The sequence below is a fragment of the Nostoc sp. LPT genome (assembly GCF_017115165.1).
GTDB lineage: Bacteria > Cyanobacteriota > Cyanobacteriia > Cyanobacteriales > Nostocaceae > Nostoc.
In genome coordinates this window covers 1-16244 of the sequence record NZ_JABXKF010000039.1, presented here as the reverse complement: position 1 = coordinate 16244, position 16244 = coordinate 1, and the positions used below count along the sequence as shown (strand labels likewise).

Genomic DNA, 16244 nt, shown 5'->3' with positions numbered 1-16244 from the left:
TCAATCAGATTTTACATTTAGTTATGATGTTAAGTTCCGTGACTCCAGTATGATAAGGATATAAAGAAATGTAATGCTAACAGAAAAGATGCTTTTTATATCTTGGAACAAAGAAGTATGGCATCGTTGTGAGCGCTAGCATTTCGACTTAGACAAGAGTTGCTCAAGTACAAGTACTTTTGTCAAAATGCTTAACAAAATACACAAAGAGCGCGTAGATTATGGCTCAATTTTCTGAATCAGCAGACGTGCCTGATATGGGGCGTCGTCAGTTCATGAATCTGCTCACTTTTGGGACTGTCACTGGAGTAGCTCTGGGTGCATTGTATCCCGTTGTCAAGTACTTTATTCCACCAGCAGCAGGTGGGGCTGGTGGCGGTGTAACGGCAAAAGACGAGTTAGGTAACGATGTTAGTGTCACTAAATTTCTAGAAAACCGGAATGCAGGCGATCGCAACCTAGTCCAAGGACTAAAGGGAGATCCTACCTATATTGTGGTAGACAGCAAAGAGGCGATCAAAGATTATGGCATTAACGCCATCTGCACCCACTTAGGTTGTGTCGTCCCCTGGAACGTTGCTGAGAACAAATTCAAGTGTCCTTGTCATGGTTCCCAGTATGACGAAACTGGTAAAGTTGTTCGGGGGCCAGCACCTCTGTCTCTGGCTTTAGCCCATACCAACGTCAACGACGACAAAATCGTTTTAACCCCTTGGACTGAAACCGACTTCCGCACAGGTGATGCACCTTGGTGGGGTTAATCAGTGCTGAGTTATGAGTGCTGAGTGCTGAGTGCTGAGTAAGGGATGAGGGAGATGAGGGAGTGAGGGAGAAATAACCCATACCCAATGCCCAATCCCCCATGCCCAATGCCCAATAACTAATGACTAATTCAATTGTCGCCCTTATAGAGATGAGAAATGTTTTCATAACAGCGAGGTTAACTCGCAATGCTAGAGCGATTGTAAAAACATTGCTCATAGCGATCGCCACTGTGACATTTTACTTCACCAGCGATCTAGCCCTTCCCCAATCAGCTGCCGCCTATCCCTTTTGGGCACAACAAACCTATCCCGAAACCCCCCGCGAACCAACAGGGCGAATTGTTTGTGCCAACTGTCACCTAGCCGCCAAGGTTACAGAAGTGGAAGTTCCCCAATCGGTGCTACCTGACACTGTATTCAAAGCTGTGGTGAAAATCCCCTACGATTTGAGCGCCCAGCAAGTTGGTGCCGATGGTTCTAAGGTTGGGTTGAACGTCGGTGCTGTACTGATGCTACCCGAAGGCTTTAAGATTGCTCCTGAAGACCGTCTTTCCGAAGAACTTAAAGAAGAAGTTGGCGACACTTTCTACCAACCCTACAGCGAAGACAAAGATAACGTCGTCATCGTCGGCCCTTTACCCGGTGAACAGTATCAGGAAATCGTCTTCCCAGTTCTTTCTCCCAACCCCGCAACCGACAAAAACATCCACTTCGGTAAATATTCAGTTCACGTAGGTGGTAATCGGGGACGTGGACAAGTTTTTCCCACTGGCGAAAAGAGCAACAACAATGTTTACAACGCTTCCGCTACTGGCACAATTACCAAAATTGCTAAAGAGGAAGATGGAGATGGTAACGTTAAATATCTAGTCAACATCCAACCTGAATCGGGTAATGTTGTCGTTGATACGATTCCTTTAGGGCCAGACCTGCTTGTTTCCGAAGGGCAAGCAGTTAAGACTGGTGATGCTTTGACCAGCAACCCAAACGTTGGTGGATTCGGTCAAACAGATGGAGAAATCGTATTGCAAGACGCTTCTAGAGTCAAATGGATGATTGCATTCATCGCTCTTGTAATGTTGGCTCAAGTTATGCTGGTGCTGAAGAAGAAGCAGGTTGAAAAAGTTCAAGCTGCTGAGATGAATTTCTAAATTCTTTGCTAAATCATTATTTATAGGACAGGCATCTTGCCTGTCTTTTTTAATGTTAGTTACACGAAACCTAGAAATTTGGGACTTAATACCAATTGCTGTAACCCTACCAACGTATTTGTATCATTATTAAAATGAAACGGTATTAACTGCTAGTAAACTTTATGAACTCAATCATGGTTATTCATCCCTATAAATTCGGCGAGATGTGGGTGTTTGACGATGACAATGTAGATTTAGTTCGAGAGCCTTTCGTGGCAGGGGCGGACGAAATTATTGAAAGAATGGTGTCACACATTCCAGATGCAGAGTCAGGGTTCAGTTTGATATTTTCTGCATCTCCTTTTCCTGGCTATCAACTCAAGTTTGACTGGCGGCGTGAAGAATATGGAGGTAACTGGTATTACAGTGCAGATTTAGATCGGGAAGGATGGCTTTGCCCTGCTCTATTTAAGTATTTTGATGAGGCTCCCAAAGAATTTTACGCTCAGTTTAAAGCGAAAATAAAGTTGTAATATAAATAGAGATTAAATCAATATGAAAAGTCACATCCTACCTAATGCCTCAAAATATAGGAGGCGAATTTGAAAAAACACAAAAATGCATTATTCAAAAATACGTTATTCAAATTTGTTGGCTACGCTCTAGATTGTTTTCTTCGTGAGTCTGAACACGCTCTAGACAATTTTTCTTCACTACATAATGACGCAAATCTAAAACAGGGCTTTCATCTAGGTTTTGTTCAAGTTGTTCCTCCCTATGGGATGTGGCTAATCGATGCGGGTACTCCTAAAGCTGAAATATGGGTTCAACTTTATTCTTTTCGGGATGAAGTGCAGCCATCGTTTCAATTGCTACCACAGAGAGATGGTGAAATGTATAGTTTTTTTCAGAGGCAGTTTGAACTGTTGTGGCAATCAGGTAAACTTTGGACACCTGCAAAATCAACACAACCGTAGCTCGCAGACTAACAATCTGATCGCGCTGTGCCAGTTGCGTAAGTCCTGTAAATATTCCTTCTTCATCAGATGCTCAATCAAAGCGATGCCTACGACTGACTACGCCTACGCAATCTGGAATTTCTCGTGATTTCTTAGCCTCCCAGTCATGGCGATCGCATTTTGAGCGATAGTATTGAATCTAGCCCTAATTGAGTTGAGATATCTGCTCATGACAGCCTCAGTAGAGTATATCCCCGTTACCCCGATTGAGTACCCAGATGAGGACGGTAAGCCAATGGCTGAAGGAGATATTCAGTGCAGTTACTTAACTTATGCAAGAAATGCACTACGAATTTATTTCCAAAATCACCCAGATGTATACGTCGCTGGTAATCTATTTATTTACTACGAAAAAGGTTATCCAGAATCAGTTGTCGCACCAGATGTATTTGTGGTGTTTGGAGTGGAAAACCGTGACAGACGCTCTTACAAAACTTGGGAAGAAAATAATCAAACCCCAGATTTTGTCCTAGAGATTACCTCAAAAACCACTCGCAGCAAAGACCAAGGTGCAAAGAAAGGAATTTATGCCTTTCTGGGAGTGCGTGAATATTTCCAATATGACCCTACAGGCGATTATCTCAATCCCCAACTCCAGGGTTTACACTTAATCGATGGCAATTATTTCCTAGTAACAGCCAATACCCTGCCAGATGGTACAGTGTCTCTAGCTAGTGAAGTTTTGGGGCTAGAGTTACGTCTGGAAGCAGGAAAACTACGTTTTTACAATCCAGCTACGGGTGAAACACTCCTAACTCATGAAGAAGAAGCAGCTGCACGACAAGCCGCAGAAGAGGCTCGACAACAAACGGAGCAAAAGGCGCAAAAATTAGCTGCTAAACTCCGAGAATTAAATATTGATCCAGATAGCCTTTAGTTAAATCCGGCAGTGTTAATAAAATAAAAGGGTGAGTATGATTTTCCCACCCTAATTATGCTTACTGAATTAAACAATAATCTCAAAGTTCTCCATTAATCTTGCGCCTAATGATTTCCATCTGGGCTTGCATATCAGCTTCTGTCACCGGCATAGGATACTTTGGAGAATTAGGATCGCGTTTACTCATCAGAAAACGTATAGCTTCAATGTCTTCACGGTTTTCCACGACATAAGCTCTCAATTCTGAAAAACTCATTTGTTCATAATTCGGGTTCATTGACAAACTCCCATTCGCCATTGCGATAAACAATGATTTGCAGTTCATCCGCAGATAGGATGTAAACTTCTCCGATTTTGTCGTCAAATCGAAATAAGCGGATGTCTTTGTAAAGATTTGACAGCATTTGACAAACCCTTACACACGCTAAGGCTTGCTCTGTTGTTGGTAAAATAAACGCTCCTCACTACTAATATAGGGTGGGCAATGCCCACCCTACTGCTGTTGATTATTTTTTGTGAGACTATAACGGACGATAGACGCGATAGTTGATTTCCGGGAAGATATTATCCATTAACTCGACTTTTTCCAACCAACCACTGTCAACTTTGCCGATTTTAACGTCTTCGTACAGCTTATTGAAGCGCATTAGGTGCGATCGCGTCCGTCTAACTGCGTAGGGTACCATTGTTCCCGTCCGCATAATAAATGCCCAGTCGGAAGATTGTGCTAATAACAATTCTCGCGCTGCTTGGTTCAAGGCTTTCCACCCCAACTCATCTTCTGGTTCCAGGTGCGAGATTTCAATCATCCGTTCAGCAGCTTTGTGCAAATGCGGATAAACCCACGCATTCGTCTCATTCAACCAATACTCGTGGAAACCCTTGAAACCCCAACTCGACTGCGAAGGACGACAAACTTGCTGCGTCGGCTGCTCCCGCAAATAGTCTGCTAAATGGGTCATTTGATATGTTCCTTGGTCATACCACGACTTGCGAAATAGGTAATCGATGAACCAAGGGCCTTCATACCACCAATGTCCAAATAACTCTGCGTCATAAGGCGAAACGATAATTGGTGGGCGCTGCATAATTCCATAAAGATGCTCAGATTGTCGCTCTCGGTTATACATAAAGTTAGCAGCGTGTTCTGCGGCCTTTTCTCTAGCCCAATAAGGATCGTAAAGTGCCTTATCTGACAGTCCTAAACCACGTCCAGTAATTTTGTGATATTTAATGCCCGTATTTTTCCGTTGACCGTTGGGCATAATGTAGGGCTTGATGTACTCATATTCTGCTTCCCAGCCCAAATCTTTGTAAAATTCCCGATATTCCGCTGCCCCAGGATAGCCTACCTCAGAAGACCATACCTGTTGGGAAGATTCATGATCTCGACCAAAGACAGCAACACCAGTTTCTGTATAAATTGGAGCATAAGTGCCAAAGCGCGGTCGGGGACGGGCATAAAGGATGCCATGCCCATCAGTGAGGAAGTAGCGTAACCCAGCATCAGCTAGCATCCGCTCTAAACCTTCATAGTAGGCACATTCTGGCAACCAGATGCCTCTGGGTGCTTGTCCAAAGGTTTGTTCGTAATGTTCGCAGGCTACTTGAATTTGTGCCCATACCGCTTGGGGATACATTTTCATCAACGGCAAATAGCCGTGAGTAGCACCGCAAGTGATGATTTCCAAGTTGTTACTGTCTTGGAACTTCTTAAAAGCTGTCACCAAGTCACCCTTGTAGCGTTCCCATAGCTGACGCGCTTCCTTAAACTCAGTAATGTAATGTTCGGCTAAATAATGAAGATGCCCGTTATTGACATTATGTTCTGCTTCTAATGCTACAAGTTCTTCTAGTTGGGCTAAGTGTGCGTCATAGCGTTCTTGAAGCAGAGGATCGCGAAGCATCGACACTAGAGGTGGTGTCATACTCATCGTGATTTTAAAGTCGATACCGTCTCGCTTTAAGCCTTCAAATACTTTCAATAAGGGGATGTAGGTTTCTGTGATGGCTTCATAGAGCCATTCTTCCTCCAGCACGTAGTCACTTTCTGGGTGACGAACGAAGGGCAGATGTGCGTGGAGTACAAGCGCGACGTAGCCAATAGCCATAGTGATTTTGGGGTGATACTTGTAAGTTGAAGGTCGAGAGGTTGGGCAGAAATTAACAATATTTTAAGACTTTATGGGGATCGTAAGGTAGATTTATAGCAGTTTTCAATTAATTTAAAAGCCTTATGCCAATCTTTCAGCCCCTATCTTTAGATATGGGTTTTTCCTCTTGTCCCCTTCCGTGACCTTTGCGCCTTGGCAGTTTAATAATTATTTTTGAGCCACGTTCGCGTAGCCTCTTGTAGAAAAGTTTGAAGAGCGATGCCTACGGCGGGCTACGCCTACGCCAGAATTATACAAAAAAACGCTGAACTCGAACGCAGAAACCTGGTAACAGTGGTGATGTGATTTCGTCATCAGCCAGCAAGGTTGCGATCAGTTTTAATTGGGCAGTTTCTCTGCGATAAACTTCTAGCTGCTGTAATTGCCAATTTGCAATCCAATATTCTTGGACTCCTGTGGATGAGTATAGTTTCAGCTTGGCTTCTCGGTCTCGACGTTCGTTGGTTGTTCCAGGAGAAAGCACTTCCGCAATCAGTTCTGGCGCTCCTCTCAAATGCCCTTCCTCATCTAGCAATTGTACTAAACGCTCACGACTAATCCAAACTACATCGGGTATGACATTATCGGCATCTGTAAAAATTATGCCAGGAGTTTGACGGGTTTCCCCCAACCCACTAGAGCGAGACCAAATTTGTAACTCTAAGCATATATTACCCGCAGTCCCTTGATGTTTCCAGTGAGGCGCTCTAGTCACAAATAGCTCTCCGTCAATAATTTCATAGCGCTTCCATTCGTCAGTTGTGAGTAATTCTAAGTCTGAGGTTGTCCAACGGACTCGATCGGATATTGTTTGGTTCATAGCACGATTTTCCCATGTCTAGTTTAGAGATAAAATTCTATTTTTCAGAATATTTGTTCAGGGTCAATACCTGCGGCTCGTAAGCGTTCTGCCAATATTGCAGCCCGTTGACGTTCTTGTTCTAATTGTTGATTTGCTTGCTGTAACTGTTGGTTTGCTTGCTGTAACTGTTGGTTTGATTCTTCCTCTGGCAACATCACCAGTTGCCCATCGGGTGTAAAAAAGCGTAATTTACCAGACTCAACTCCTAAATACAGCCCTAATTGCTGACTCCACAACCAACCCGACTCAGTGGGTACAATTTCTTGATATTGCCCATCAAGTATGTGAAATCCCTGTAATTCTAGGTTATTTGGGTCAAACCAAAAGTAATCTGGAGTGCGAAATGTATTCTGGTAAATTTGCTTTTTTAAAGCTTTATCAACCGAGGCAGTGGAATTAGATAATAGCTCAATAATTACATTGGGGTATTTGCCGTCTTCTTGCCACACAACCCAGCTTTTGCGGTCTTTTTTCTCTGTATCTAAAACCACAAAGAAATCAGGGCCTCGAAATTCTTCTGACTTTTTCTGGTTAGGACTGAAATAGATCGTCAGGTTGCCGGTAGCATAAAAATCCTGACGATCGCGCCACCACCATTTAATCAGGCGGATAAGTAAATCAATTTGTTCGCGGTGTAAATCAGATTCCAAGGGGGGTTCATCACTATAGATATCACCTGGTGGGAAAATTATACTTTCAGTGACAGCTTGTATAGGGGTGTTGGCAATGGGCTGAGACATACAAGATACTTTTTCTGTTTGTATCTATGCTATCGTGACCAACCTTTGGATTATGAATGCGTAGGCGCAGCCCGTCGTAAACATCGCGCTCCTTATTCTTCATCCCGATATAACTCCTGCAAGTCTTGTAACTGAGTCTTCCGGGAAATCCGGCGATATTTTTTACTTTCTAACTTGGGTTCGTATTGACTCTGCCCTTTGCCTTTGCTTTTGCTTTTTAACTTCATGGTAGATTCTGGATCGGCTTGTTGGTGTAGCTGTGTTTGATGAGCGATCGCAGCGTCCAAAAATTCTAAATAATGTTCATATCGTTCCCAGTCTCCCCGCACCGCACACTCAGGCTCGTCTCGATGCAGACAATCACTAAACCGACAGCTAGCAACTGCTAACCGCTTTCTTGCTTCTGGGAAATAATGGATTAATTCTTCTGGTATACAATCCATATCCGGCTGATTAAAACCGGGAGTATCTGCCAGTAAACCACCGCTAGGTAACTCAAATAATTCTATATGGCGAGTGGTATGACGACCACGAGCTAGTTTACCAGAAACTTCTCCGACTCGCAGCTCAAGAGAGTCAATCAACGTATTAATCAGACTGGATTTACCGACACCAGAAGGCCCAGCGATTACAGTAATTTTATTACTCAAATATTTGGCCGCTTGGTCGGTATTTATACCATCTTTAACGCTGATAAATATTGGTTGATAGCCCCAACCGAGCAGGCGATCGCTAACTTGTTGTTGTTCCGGCGATGAAATTAAATCACTTTTATTCAAACATAAAAGCACATCTAAGCCAGTAGACTCAGCTTTAATGAGAAACCGACTCAGTTGATAAGGTTCCAAAGGTGGATCGGCAACGGCAAATACCAATAGAATTTGGTTGACATTGGCGATCGCCGGACGATCTAATTCGCTTTGGCGGGGTAAAACCTCAGCGATCGCACCCCGTCCCCCAGCCCAATCTGGTTCTACCACAACGCGATCGCCTACCATCACCTGTTGTCCGATTTTTTTCAGACGTGTTCTCCGGGTACAGAGGAGGAAAAGATCAGGGGGATAGGGAAGATGAGGAGGATCTTGCTCCCTCATCTCCCTCATCTCCCTTATCTCCCCATCCTCTCGATCTAGCTGTACTCGGTAAAAATTAGCCTGTACAGCCACCACCGTACCCAATAACTGTCCAGTTGCGGCAAAATTTTCCCCTGTCATTGGCCAGCAACTGGACGGCGCACTAACAGAGAAAAATAATTAGTGCAGTCTGTAATTTGTTCCACTTGATAACCTGCCATTGTCAGACTATCAGGAACCTGCTCAATCGGTTCACCAGGGTCTAACCAGACTTCTAGCAAACCTCCCAATGGCATTTTCTCTAGACGTAGTTTTGTCCGCACGAAATTAATCGGGCAAGGGGTGCCGCGTAAATCAAGTTGAGCATCGGGAGTTGAAACAGAAGAGGGCATCATCACTTAAATAAATTTCCCAAAAATCCTTCTAAACCACCTTTACCAGTCCGATCCCCCTTAATTTTAGCTAGCTTCTCCAGCAGTTCCCTCTCCTCTGGGGTGACTTTATTGGGAATATCAATTAATACGTTCAGCATGTGATCCCCACGACTTACGGGATTACCCAAGCGAGGTACACCACGATTTTCCAATTTCATTACTGTATTCGGCTGAGTTCCAGCTGGAATGATTAGTTCTACTGGCCCATCTACTGTATCTACCTCTAACCGACAACCTAAAATCGCTTGCAGGTAGCTAACTTTGATTTCCGAGAGAATATTAATCCCATCGCGTTGAAATTCCTCGTCCTCATTCACGAACAAGTAAACGTATAAATCCCCAGGAGGGCCACTACGTTGACCAGCATCTCCTTCACTAGAAATCCGCAAACGCGTACCATTATCCACCCCAGCTGGAATGGTAATTTTGAGTTTTTTTGTGACTTGATTTGCGCCCTTACCATCACACGCATCACACTTATCTTCAATTACCATCCCTGTGCCATTACAGGTGGGACAAGTCGAGACTTGGGTGAAACTGCCAAAGGGTGTTCTAGTTACACGGCGTACTTGAGCCGAACCGCCACAAGTCGAACAAGTCCGAGGGCGGGTTCCAGGTTTAGCACCAGAACCGCTACAAACTTCACAATTTTCTAGATGGGAAATGCGAATTTCTTTTTCGCCACCAAATATCGCTTCCCGAAAGTCTAACTTCAGGTCTAGCCGCAGGTCATCACCCCTAGCAGGCCCACTACGCCGTCTTTGTTGCGTGGGATTACCCATACCGCCAGCAAAGCCACTAAAAATGCTTTCAAAGATATCGGCAAAACCACCCATATCGCCGACATCTTGAAAGCCCGCACCAGCACCAGATACACCTTCTGGACCAAAGCGATCGTAACGAGCGCGGGTTTCGGGTTCTGAGAGCACCTCATAAGCGCGGTTAATTTCTTTAAAGCGATCCTCCGCCCCCGGTTCTTTGTTCACATCTGGGTGATACTTCCGGGCTAGACGGCGATAGGCTTGTTTGATTTCTTCTTTGTCAGTGTCACGAGAGACACCCAGGATTTCATAATAGTCGCGGGCCATATAGCAAAGGTAAAAGTTAGAAGGAAGAAAGCAGAAGTCAGTAGAACGTCATTCACGGTCACTTGCTACCCTATGGATTAAGTGTTTTGCCTACAGATATGCAAGAGCAAAACATTATCCTTTAGAGGGCGGCTTGCCGGAGGGCAGGCAGAAGATAAAATTAATTTTTGTTAATAACTGATTTTACCCTTTACCTTTTACAAAAATCACCGACAAATCTTGAGCAACAGGTGCTTTCCTCGTGGGAGACGACAAAAGCTATAGAAGTTAGGATCTGGTTGTAAGCCTTTGCTCAGACTTCTCACTGCCGAGTCGGCTGTCTCTTTTACAATTGTGCTACGTAGGAGAGGAAAACTCGCCCATCAACCAGAGGGGCTAGCCGCACCATTAGGTGTGGAAAACCACCCTTATGCTTTGGATTGGCTTTGAACTTGCACATTGCCTAGCCCAAAGTAATTTGCTTCTACAATCTAGCAAACCGCTGGGGTCTTGTGAAACTTCGCTAAATCTAAATATTTAGATATATTAAAATATCTTAATAAAAATTTGCAACTTAGGAGAGTGGGGAGCAGGGGAGATAAGGGGATGAGGGGGATGAGGAGGTTAAGAAACAAATTCCTATATCTCCCTTATTTCCTCCATCTCCCTTGTCTACCTTGTCTCTTCTCAATGCCCTGTTTGGCCAATGCTCCATGCCCAATGCCCAACCCCTAATCTATCGCCTCATAATCAGCCTGAGCAGTACTTTCTTCGTCAAAATCAAAGTTGAATTGCGGTATTAGCGTGCCATTCATTGGTGAGTCTACTTCTGGGGTAAAGTGACCAGATGAACCCTCCTCAATCTTATCAGTTTGGCTGTTAGCTCGATTGTAGACATCAGCACCAATTGCAAACAAGGTTTGTTGGAAGTCGTCTAAGCGCTGCTTAAATTCCACTGTGGAAATGCTGGAGTCAATCATTGCAGCTTGGAGTTGTGCAACTTTTTCACTGGCCAAAGTTTTCATCTGGTCGCCGATAAAGTTGCTATTATCCTTGATGGTGGATTCATAACTGAACAACAAATTATCTGCTTGGTTTTTGAGTTCAACCAGTTCTTTACGTCTTCTATCTTCTTCGGCAAAAAGTTCTGCCTCTTGGCGCATCCGTTCGACTTCGTTGTTACTCAAACCACCTGTATTGGTAATCCTGATACTCTGTTCTCTACCTGTACCTTTGTCTTGGGCAGAAACCTTCAGGATGCCGTTGACATCGATTTCAAAGGATACTTCAATTTGCGGTACACCACGGGGAGATGGGGGAATTCCTGCGAGTAGAAACTTGCCCAGACTCTTGTTATCTCGTGACATCGCCCGTTCACCTTGGAGGATGTGAATTTCCACCGAGGTTTGTCCATCAACGGCTGTGGAAAAAACTTGCGATCTACTCGTAGGAATTGTGGTGTTGCGTTCAATGATTTTGGTGAAAACTTCACCCAAAGTTTCAATTCCCAAGGACAGAGGGGTGACATCCAGTAGTAAGAGATTATCGACTTCACCACCCAATACACCTGCTTGAATAGCTGCTCCTAATGCTACGGCTTCGTCAGGGTTGATGGAGCGATCGGGAGCTTTGCCGTTGAAAAACTTAATCAGCGCGTTTTGGACTGCGGGAATACGGGTAGAACCACCTACCAAAATAATCCGATCTATGGCTTGTGGCTTGAGATCCGCATCTTTGAGCGCTTGAATCATTGGTTCAATGGTCGCTTCAATTAATTTGGCGGCAAGTTCTTCAAATTTCGAGCGACTGAGCTCCATCTCCAAATGCTTTGGCCCGGTGTCATCAGCTGTGATAAAGGGCAAGTTGATGGAGGTATTCACCATACTGGAGAGTTCAATTTTTGCCTTTTCGGCTGCTTCTCGCAGGCGTTGCAATGCCATCTTGTCTTGGGAAAGGTCGATTTTCTCTTCTTGCTGAAAGCGTTCCATCATCCAAAGGACGATCGCATTATCAAAGTCGTCTCCACCTAAGTGGTTGTTACCACAAGTCGCCTTAACTTCAAAAACGCCATCCCCAAGTTGCAGGATCGATACGTCAAAGGTACCGCCTCCCAAGTCAAATACTAAAATTAGCTGCTCTTGGTCTTGCTTTTCCAATCCGAAAGCTAAAGCCGCAGCTGTTGGTTCATTGATAATTCGCAGGACTTCTAGTCCAGCAATTGTGCCAGCATCTTTAGTTGCTTGTCTTTGGGCATCTGTGAAATATGCTGGTACGGTGATCACTGCTTGAGTGACCTCCTCACCCAAAAAGTTTTCCGCATCCTGCTTCAGCTTTTGCAGAATCATCGCGGATAATTCTTGGGGCGTATAGTTTTTTGAGCGAATTTGGACATCAACGGTTTCGTCTCGACCTTTGATGCAGTTGTAAGGGACACGATCGCGTTCTACTTCAGTGTCTTCCCAACGCCGCCCGATAAATCGTTTAATACTGTAAATTGTGTTTTCGGCATTAGTTACGGCTTGGCGCTTTGCCAATTGACCAACCAAGCGATCGCCACTCTTCCCAAATCCCACAATACTTGGAGTAGTTCGTCCCCCTTCAGAATTGGAGATCACAAGTGGTTGACCACCCTCCAAAACTGCGACGCAACTGTTAGTAGTGCCTAAGTCGATCCCAATAACTTTTCCCATATTTGCCAGTATTTTTACTGAATATTTCTGCTGTCATATGTCGCAGACTAGCTCAAAACTTCAGCATATAGAAATGGGAAAGGTAGGGGAGCAGGGGGAGATGAGGGAGATAAGGGAGTAAATTCCTCCTTATCCCCCTCATCCTGCTCATCCCCCTCATCTCCCTCATCCTCTCCATCCCATACCTCAATAATGATGCTCGCCTCTGCTATAACCCAGGCACTTGAGGTCAGCGAGGCGAGCGACTACAGCTTAACTGCTGGCTGAACTCGACTGATCTTCTGGTGCAAAAGGTGTATCTTCCTTGGGAGCAGCTACTTTGACCATTGCATGGCGTAGCACGCGATCGCCCAAGTAATATCCGCGCACTAACTCTTCTAACACTGTTCCTTCAGGATGTTCATCCGTAGGTTCCCGCATTACTGCTTCGTGCAGGTTAGGATCGAATTCTTGACCTTCGGGACGCATTGGTGATACACCCAAGCGCTTCAGGCTATCTACTAATTGTTTGTAAACGCCTTGGTAACTTTTGTGCATGGTCATTTCGGCATCAGATTGCGGTTTGAGGTGCGATCGCGCCCGCTCAAAATTATCGACTATTGGCAGCAATTCCAAAATCGTATTTCGCTTCACCTGCAACTCTAGGTCTTCTTTTTCTTTGCTAGTGCGTTTCCGGTAATTCTCAAAATCAGCGGCAATCCGCATATATTGAGTACTACGCTCTTCCAGTTGCGTTTTGACGGACTCGATTTGTTGAGTCAATTCTGCCAAAGCTGCTGTTTCCACTCCAGTTTTCTCAGTTGCAGCGACGCTATTTTCTGAATTGACAGCAGTATCGCCTGATATATTTGTTTGGGCTGCCACTTGCTCTGTCACCTCGCTACCAGGTTCATTGAAATTAATGTGGGCTGGGGAGTCACTCTTCATTGCTTGCTTTACCTCTGTTGGTTCACCCAATTGCTGGCTTGTATTGTTTATCTGTTTATTTTCATCGATCATTGTCTACTCATTCCAGATCCTATTTATGGCAGTGTATCTCTACAGCTTGCAACCGTCGTCATCCACGACTTGCAACTGAGGCTGATTTTATTGCCGACAAGTTCCTGGAAGTGATGTAACGTCCTCTTATTGTGACAAATGGTGAACGCGTTAGCCCAGACGCCACTAAGGCGGGAACCCGAACGAGTAATTTGCAAGGGCGTTTAGCCAGTGCGATTATTACTTTTTTGACTCAGCACTCGTTACTCAGTACTCAGCACTGTTTAGATGACTCAGGACTTTTTTAGTAAATGAGAATTCTATCTCACACTAGGGGAATACTTTAAGCAGAGGTTTCCCTACTCAATTGCTCATTTATGACTTACTCGTCAGCACAACGGCGCAGTACCGCTCTAACTACCAGAACAGAGTTTTCGCCCTTTGGCAACAAGCTAGTGCAATCTGGCTATGTCAATACCGAACAGATGAGGCAGGCACTAATTGAAAGCCGCAAATCTGGCAGACCCTTAACAGAAGTATTAGAGTCAATCACTGGTCAACAACTATCACCTGAGTTGCTCAGGCAATACAAAAAACAGCAGCTATTTGAACTGAAAATACTATACGGAGTTGAATTCCTCGATCCAGAAGTCAATTCCGTTGGCAACACGATGATGGGGAACCTGATTGAAACCCTCATCCCAGTGGATATCTGCCGTCGTCATCGCTTAGTACCACTGTCAAAACACGAAGACCAAACCCCGCCCTCAGTTTTAGTGGCGATGGTTGCTCCAGATAATCTAGAGGCTTCCGATGACCTGAACCGCATCTTGCGCCCCCAAGGTTTGGCCTTGCAGCGCATGGTGATTACACAGGAAGACTACCAGCAGCTAATCAACCAATATTTGGACGAAGTGGCTGTTCGGCAGAAGCACCTAGAACGAGAAAACTCTACAGATATTAGTCAAGATTTAGAAAATCTTGGAAATCTCGATCTTGCAGATGCTCCTGAAGAAATGGAGGCCGATCTGGGGGCAGCGATGAAGGGCGCAGAGGATGCCCCAGTTATCAATCTAGTTAATAGAATCCTAGCTAAAGCCTTACATGAGGGCGTTTCTGACATTCATATCGAACCACAAGAAGAAAACTTACGCATTCGCTTTCGGAAAGATGGCGTACTGCGTGAAGCTTTCCCCCTAATGCCGAAAAAAATCATCCCGGCGGTGACAGCCCGATTTAAAATCATCTCCAATCTAGACATTGCTGAACGCCGTCTACCCCAAGATGGACGTATCCGGCGGCTGTTTGAGGGACGTAAGGTGGACTTTCGGGTGAATACCTTACCCAGTCGCTACGGGGAAAAGGTAGTGCTGCGGATTTTGGATAACTCCTCCACCCAACTGGGATTAGATAAGTTAATTACCGATCCAGAGACTTTGGATATTGTCAAGGATATGGTTAGCCGTCCCTTTGGGCTAATTTTGGTGACTGGGCCAACTGGTTCTGGGAAAACAACCTCGCTGTATTCTGCCCTCTCAGAAAAGAACGATCCCGGAATTAATATCAGTACTGTGGAAGACCCAATTGAGTACAGTCTTCCAGGGATTACTCAAGTACAGGTGATTCGGGAAAAAGGGCTAGATTTTGCTACCGCTCTGCGGGCTTTCTTGCGGCAAGATCCAGATGTGCTACTGGTGGGTGAAACGCGGGATAAGGAAAACGGCAAAAACAGCAATTGAGGCTGCCTTGACCGGTCACTTAGTATTAACGACCTTACATACTAATGATGCCCCAGGAGCGATCACTCGTTTGGGAGAAATGGGGATTGAGCCTTTCATGGTTTCTAGTTCCCTAATTGGTGTTTTAGCTCAACGTTTGGTGCGGCGTGTATGTTCTGAATGTCGTGTTCCCTACACTCCCACAACTGAGGAACTGGCTCGTTATGGTCTATCAGCTTCCTCGGATGTGGGAGTCACCTTCTATAAAGCTAACACCTTGACATTAGATGCGATCGCAGATGCCAAAGCCAAAAATCACCTTTGCCCAAAATGTAATGGAATCGGCTACAAAGGGCGTTGTGGTGTTTATGAAGTTATGCGAGTCACCGAAAACCTGCAAACTCTGATCAACGAAGATGCACCCACGGAACGCATCAAGGAAGTTGCAATAGAAGAGGGGATGAAAACCTTGCTGGCTTACAGTTTGGATTTAGTGCGTGAAGGTTCCACCACTCTAGAAGAAGTAGAACGAGTGACCTTTACTGAATACTGGTTTGGAAGCAGAGTTAAAAGCCAAACGCAAGACCGGTCTTACCTGCCGGAGTTGCGATGCCACATTGAAACAAGAATGGCTGGATTGTCCTTACTGTATGACACCTCGGTTTTAAGACTAATAGTCATTGGGCATTGGGCATTGGGCATTGGGCATTGGGCATTGGGCATTGGGCATTGG

At 44.9% G+C, this 16244-nt stretch carries 16 protein-coding genes and 1 pseudogene; 7 read left to right on the top strand and 10 right to left on the bottom strand.

Going from position 1 to position 16244, the window contains the following annotated elements:
- Positions 1 to 221: 221 nt before the first annotated feature.
- From petC to HWQ58_RS08995, 5 genes are all read left to right on the top strand, one after another.
- Positions 222 to 761 carry a cytochrome b6-f complex iron-sulfur subunit gene (gene petC / locus HWQ58_RS09015; RefSeq protein WP_292774200.1) on the top strand — a complete coding sequence of 180 codons (540 nt, stop codon included), beginning with the start codon at positions 222 to 224 and terminating at the stop codon, positions 759 to 761.
- A gap of 152 nt (positions 762 to 913) precedes the next feature.
- Positions 914 to 1915: a cytochrome f gene (gene petA / locus HWQ58_RS09010; RefSeq protein WP_292860654.1), complete on the top strand. Its 1002-nt coding sequence runs from the start codon at positions 914 to 916 to the stop codon at positions 1913 to 1915.
- Positions 1916 to 2079: 164 nt separating this feature from the next.
- Positions 2080 to 2430: a DUF6717 family protein gene (locus HWQ58_RS09005; protein WP_292860599.1), complete on the top strand. Its 351-nt coding sequence runs from the start codon at positions 2080 to 2082 to the stop codon at positions 2428 to 2430.
- Between the two features lie 69 nt (positions 2431 to 2499).
- Entirely contained in the window at positions 2500 to 2874 is a 375-nt protein-coding gene (locus HWQ58_RS09000) for a hypothetical protein (RefSeq protein ID WP_292860596.1), read from the top strand.
- Positions 2875 to 3085: 211 nt separating this feature from the next.
- Positions 3086 to 3793: a Uma2 family endonuclease gene (locus tag HWQ58_RS08995; RefSeq protein ID WP_292860593.1), complete on the top strand. Its 708-nt coding sequence runs from the start codon at positions 3086 to 3088 to the stop codon at positions 3791 to 3793.
- An 82-nt stretch (positions 3794 to 3875) separates the two neighbouring features.
- Here the strand turns inward: HWQ58_RS08995 and HWQ58_RS08990 are convergent, their stop codons facing one another.
- The 8 genes from HWQ58_RS08990 to dnaJ all read right to left on the bottom strand — a co-directional run bounded on the left by HWQ58_RS08990 (position 3876) and on the right by dnaJ (position 10146).
- Positions 3876 to 4073, bottom strand: coding sequence for a hypothetical protein (locus HWQ58_RS08990; protein WP_292860590.1), 198 nt, complete (start codon positions 4071 to 4073; stop codon positions 3876 to 3878).
- Entirely contained in the window at positions 4057 to 4200 is a 144-nt protein-coding gene (locus HWQ58_RS08985) for a hypothetical protein (protein WP_292697847.1), read from the bottom strand. The genes HWQ58_RS08990 and HWQ58_RS08985 overlap by 17 nt, the downstream gene beginning before the upstream one ends.
- A gap of 117 nt (positions 4201 to 4317) precedes the next feature.
- Entirely contained in the window at positions 4318 to 5907 is a 1590-nt protein-coding gene (locus tag HWQ58_RS08980) for a glycoside hydrolase family 57 protein (protein ID WP_292860587.1), read from the bottom strand.
- Between the two features lie 292 nt (positions 5908 to 6199).
- Positions 6200 to 6769 carry a Uma2 family endonuclease gene (locus tag HWQ58_RS08975; protein WP_292860584.1) on the bottom strand — a complete coding sequence of 190 codons (570 nt, stop codon included), beginning with the start codon at positions 6767 to 6769 and terminating at the stop codon, positions 6200 to 6202.
- 44 nt (positions 6770 to 6813) lie between these two features.
- Positions 6814 to 7551 carry a Uma2 family endonuclease gene (locus tag HWQ58_RS08970; protein WP_292860581.1) on the bottom strand — a complete coding sequence of 246 codons (738 nt, stop codon included), beginning with the start codon at positions 7549 to 7551 and terminating at the stop codon, positions 6814 to 6816.
- A 92-nt stretch (positions 7552 to 7643) separates the two neighbouring features.
- Complete coding sequence (rsgA, locus tag HWQ58_RS08965; protein WP_292860579.1) at positions 7644 to 8765, bottom strand: small ribosomal subunit biogenesis GTPase RsgA; 1122 nt, start codon at positions 8763 to 8765, stop codon at positions 7644 to 7646.
- Positions 8762 to 9019: a sulfurtransferase TusA family protein gene (locus HWQ58_RS08960; RefSeq protein WP_104909240.1), complete on the bottom strand. Its 258-nt coding sequence runs from the start codon at positions 9017 to 9019 to the stop codon at positions 8762 to 8764. The genes rsgA and HWQ58_RS08960 overlap by 4 nt, the downstream gene beginning before the upstream one ends.
- On the bottom strand, positions 9019 to 10146 hold the full coding sequence (gene dnaJ, locus HWQ58_RS08955; protein WP_292860576.1) for a molecular chaperone DnaJ: 1128 nt from the start codon (positions 10144 to 10146) through the stop codon (positions 9019 to 9021). Before dnaJ ends, HWQ58_RS08960 begins: the two co-directional genes overlap by 1 nt.
- Before the next feature lie 288 nt (positions 10147 to 10434).
- On the opposite strand from dnaJ, the gene HWQ58_RS08950 reads away from it, so the two are divergent.
- A complete protein-coding gene (locus HWQ58_RS08950; protein ID WP_292860573.1) occupies positions 10435 to 10575 on the top strand; it encodes a hypothetical protein in 141 nt (46 codons plus the stop codon).
- 281 nt (positions 10576 to 10856) lie between these two features.
- Here HWQ58_RS08950 and dnaK read toward each other — a convergent pair whose 3' ends face one another.
- Together dnaK and grpE are read right to left on the bottom strand one after the other, a co-directional pair.
- Positions 10857 to 12815: a molecular chaperone DnaK gene (gene dnaK, locus HWQ58_RS08945; RefSeq protein WP_292860571.1), complete on the bottom strand. Its 1959-nt coding sequence runs from the start codon at positions 12813 to 12815 to the stop codon at positions 10857 to 10859.
- Between the two features lie 252 nt (positions 12816 to 13067).
- The gene (gene grpE, locus HWQ58_RS08940) at positions 13068 to 13814 is read right to left on the bottom strand and encodes a nucleotide exchange factor GrpE (RefSeq protein WP_292860569.1); all 747 of its coding nucleotides are present in this window, start codon (positions 13812 to 13814) and stop codon (positions 13068 to 13070) included.
- A gap of 356 nt (positions 13815 to 14170) precedes the next feature.
- Between grpE and HWQ58_RS08935 the strand changes: the two are divergent.
- Positions 14171 to 16179 (top strand): annotated as a pseudogene (locus HWQ58_RS08935) (ATPase, T2SS/T4P/T4SS family).
- Positions 16180 to 16244 lie beyond the last annotated feature (65 nt).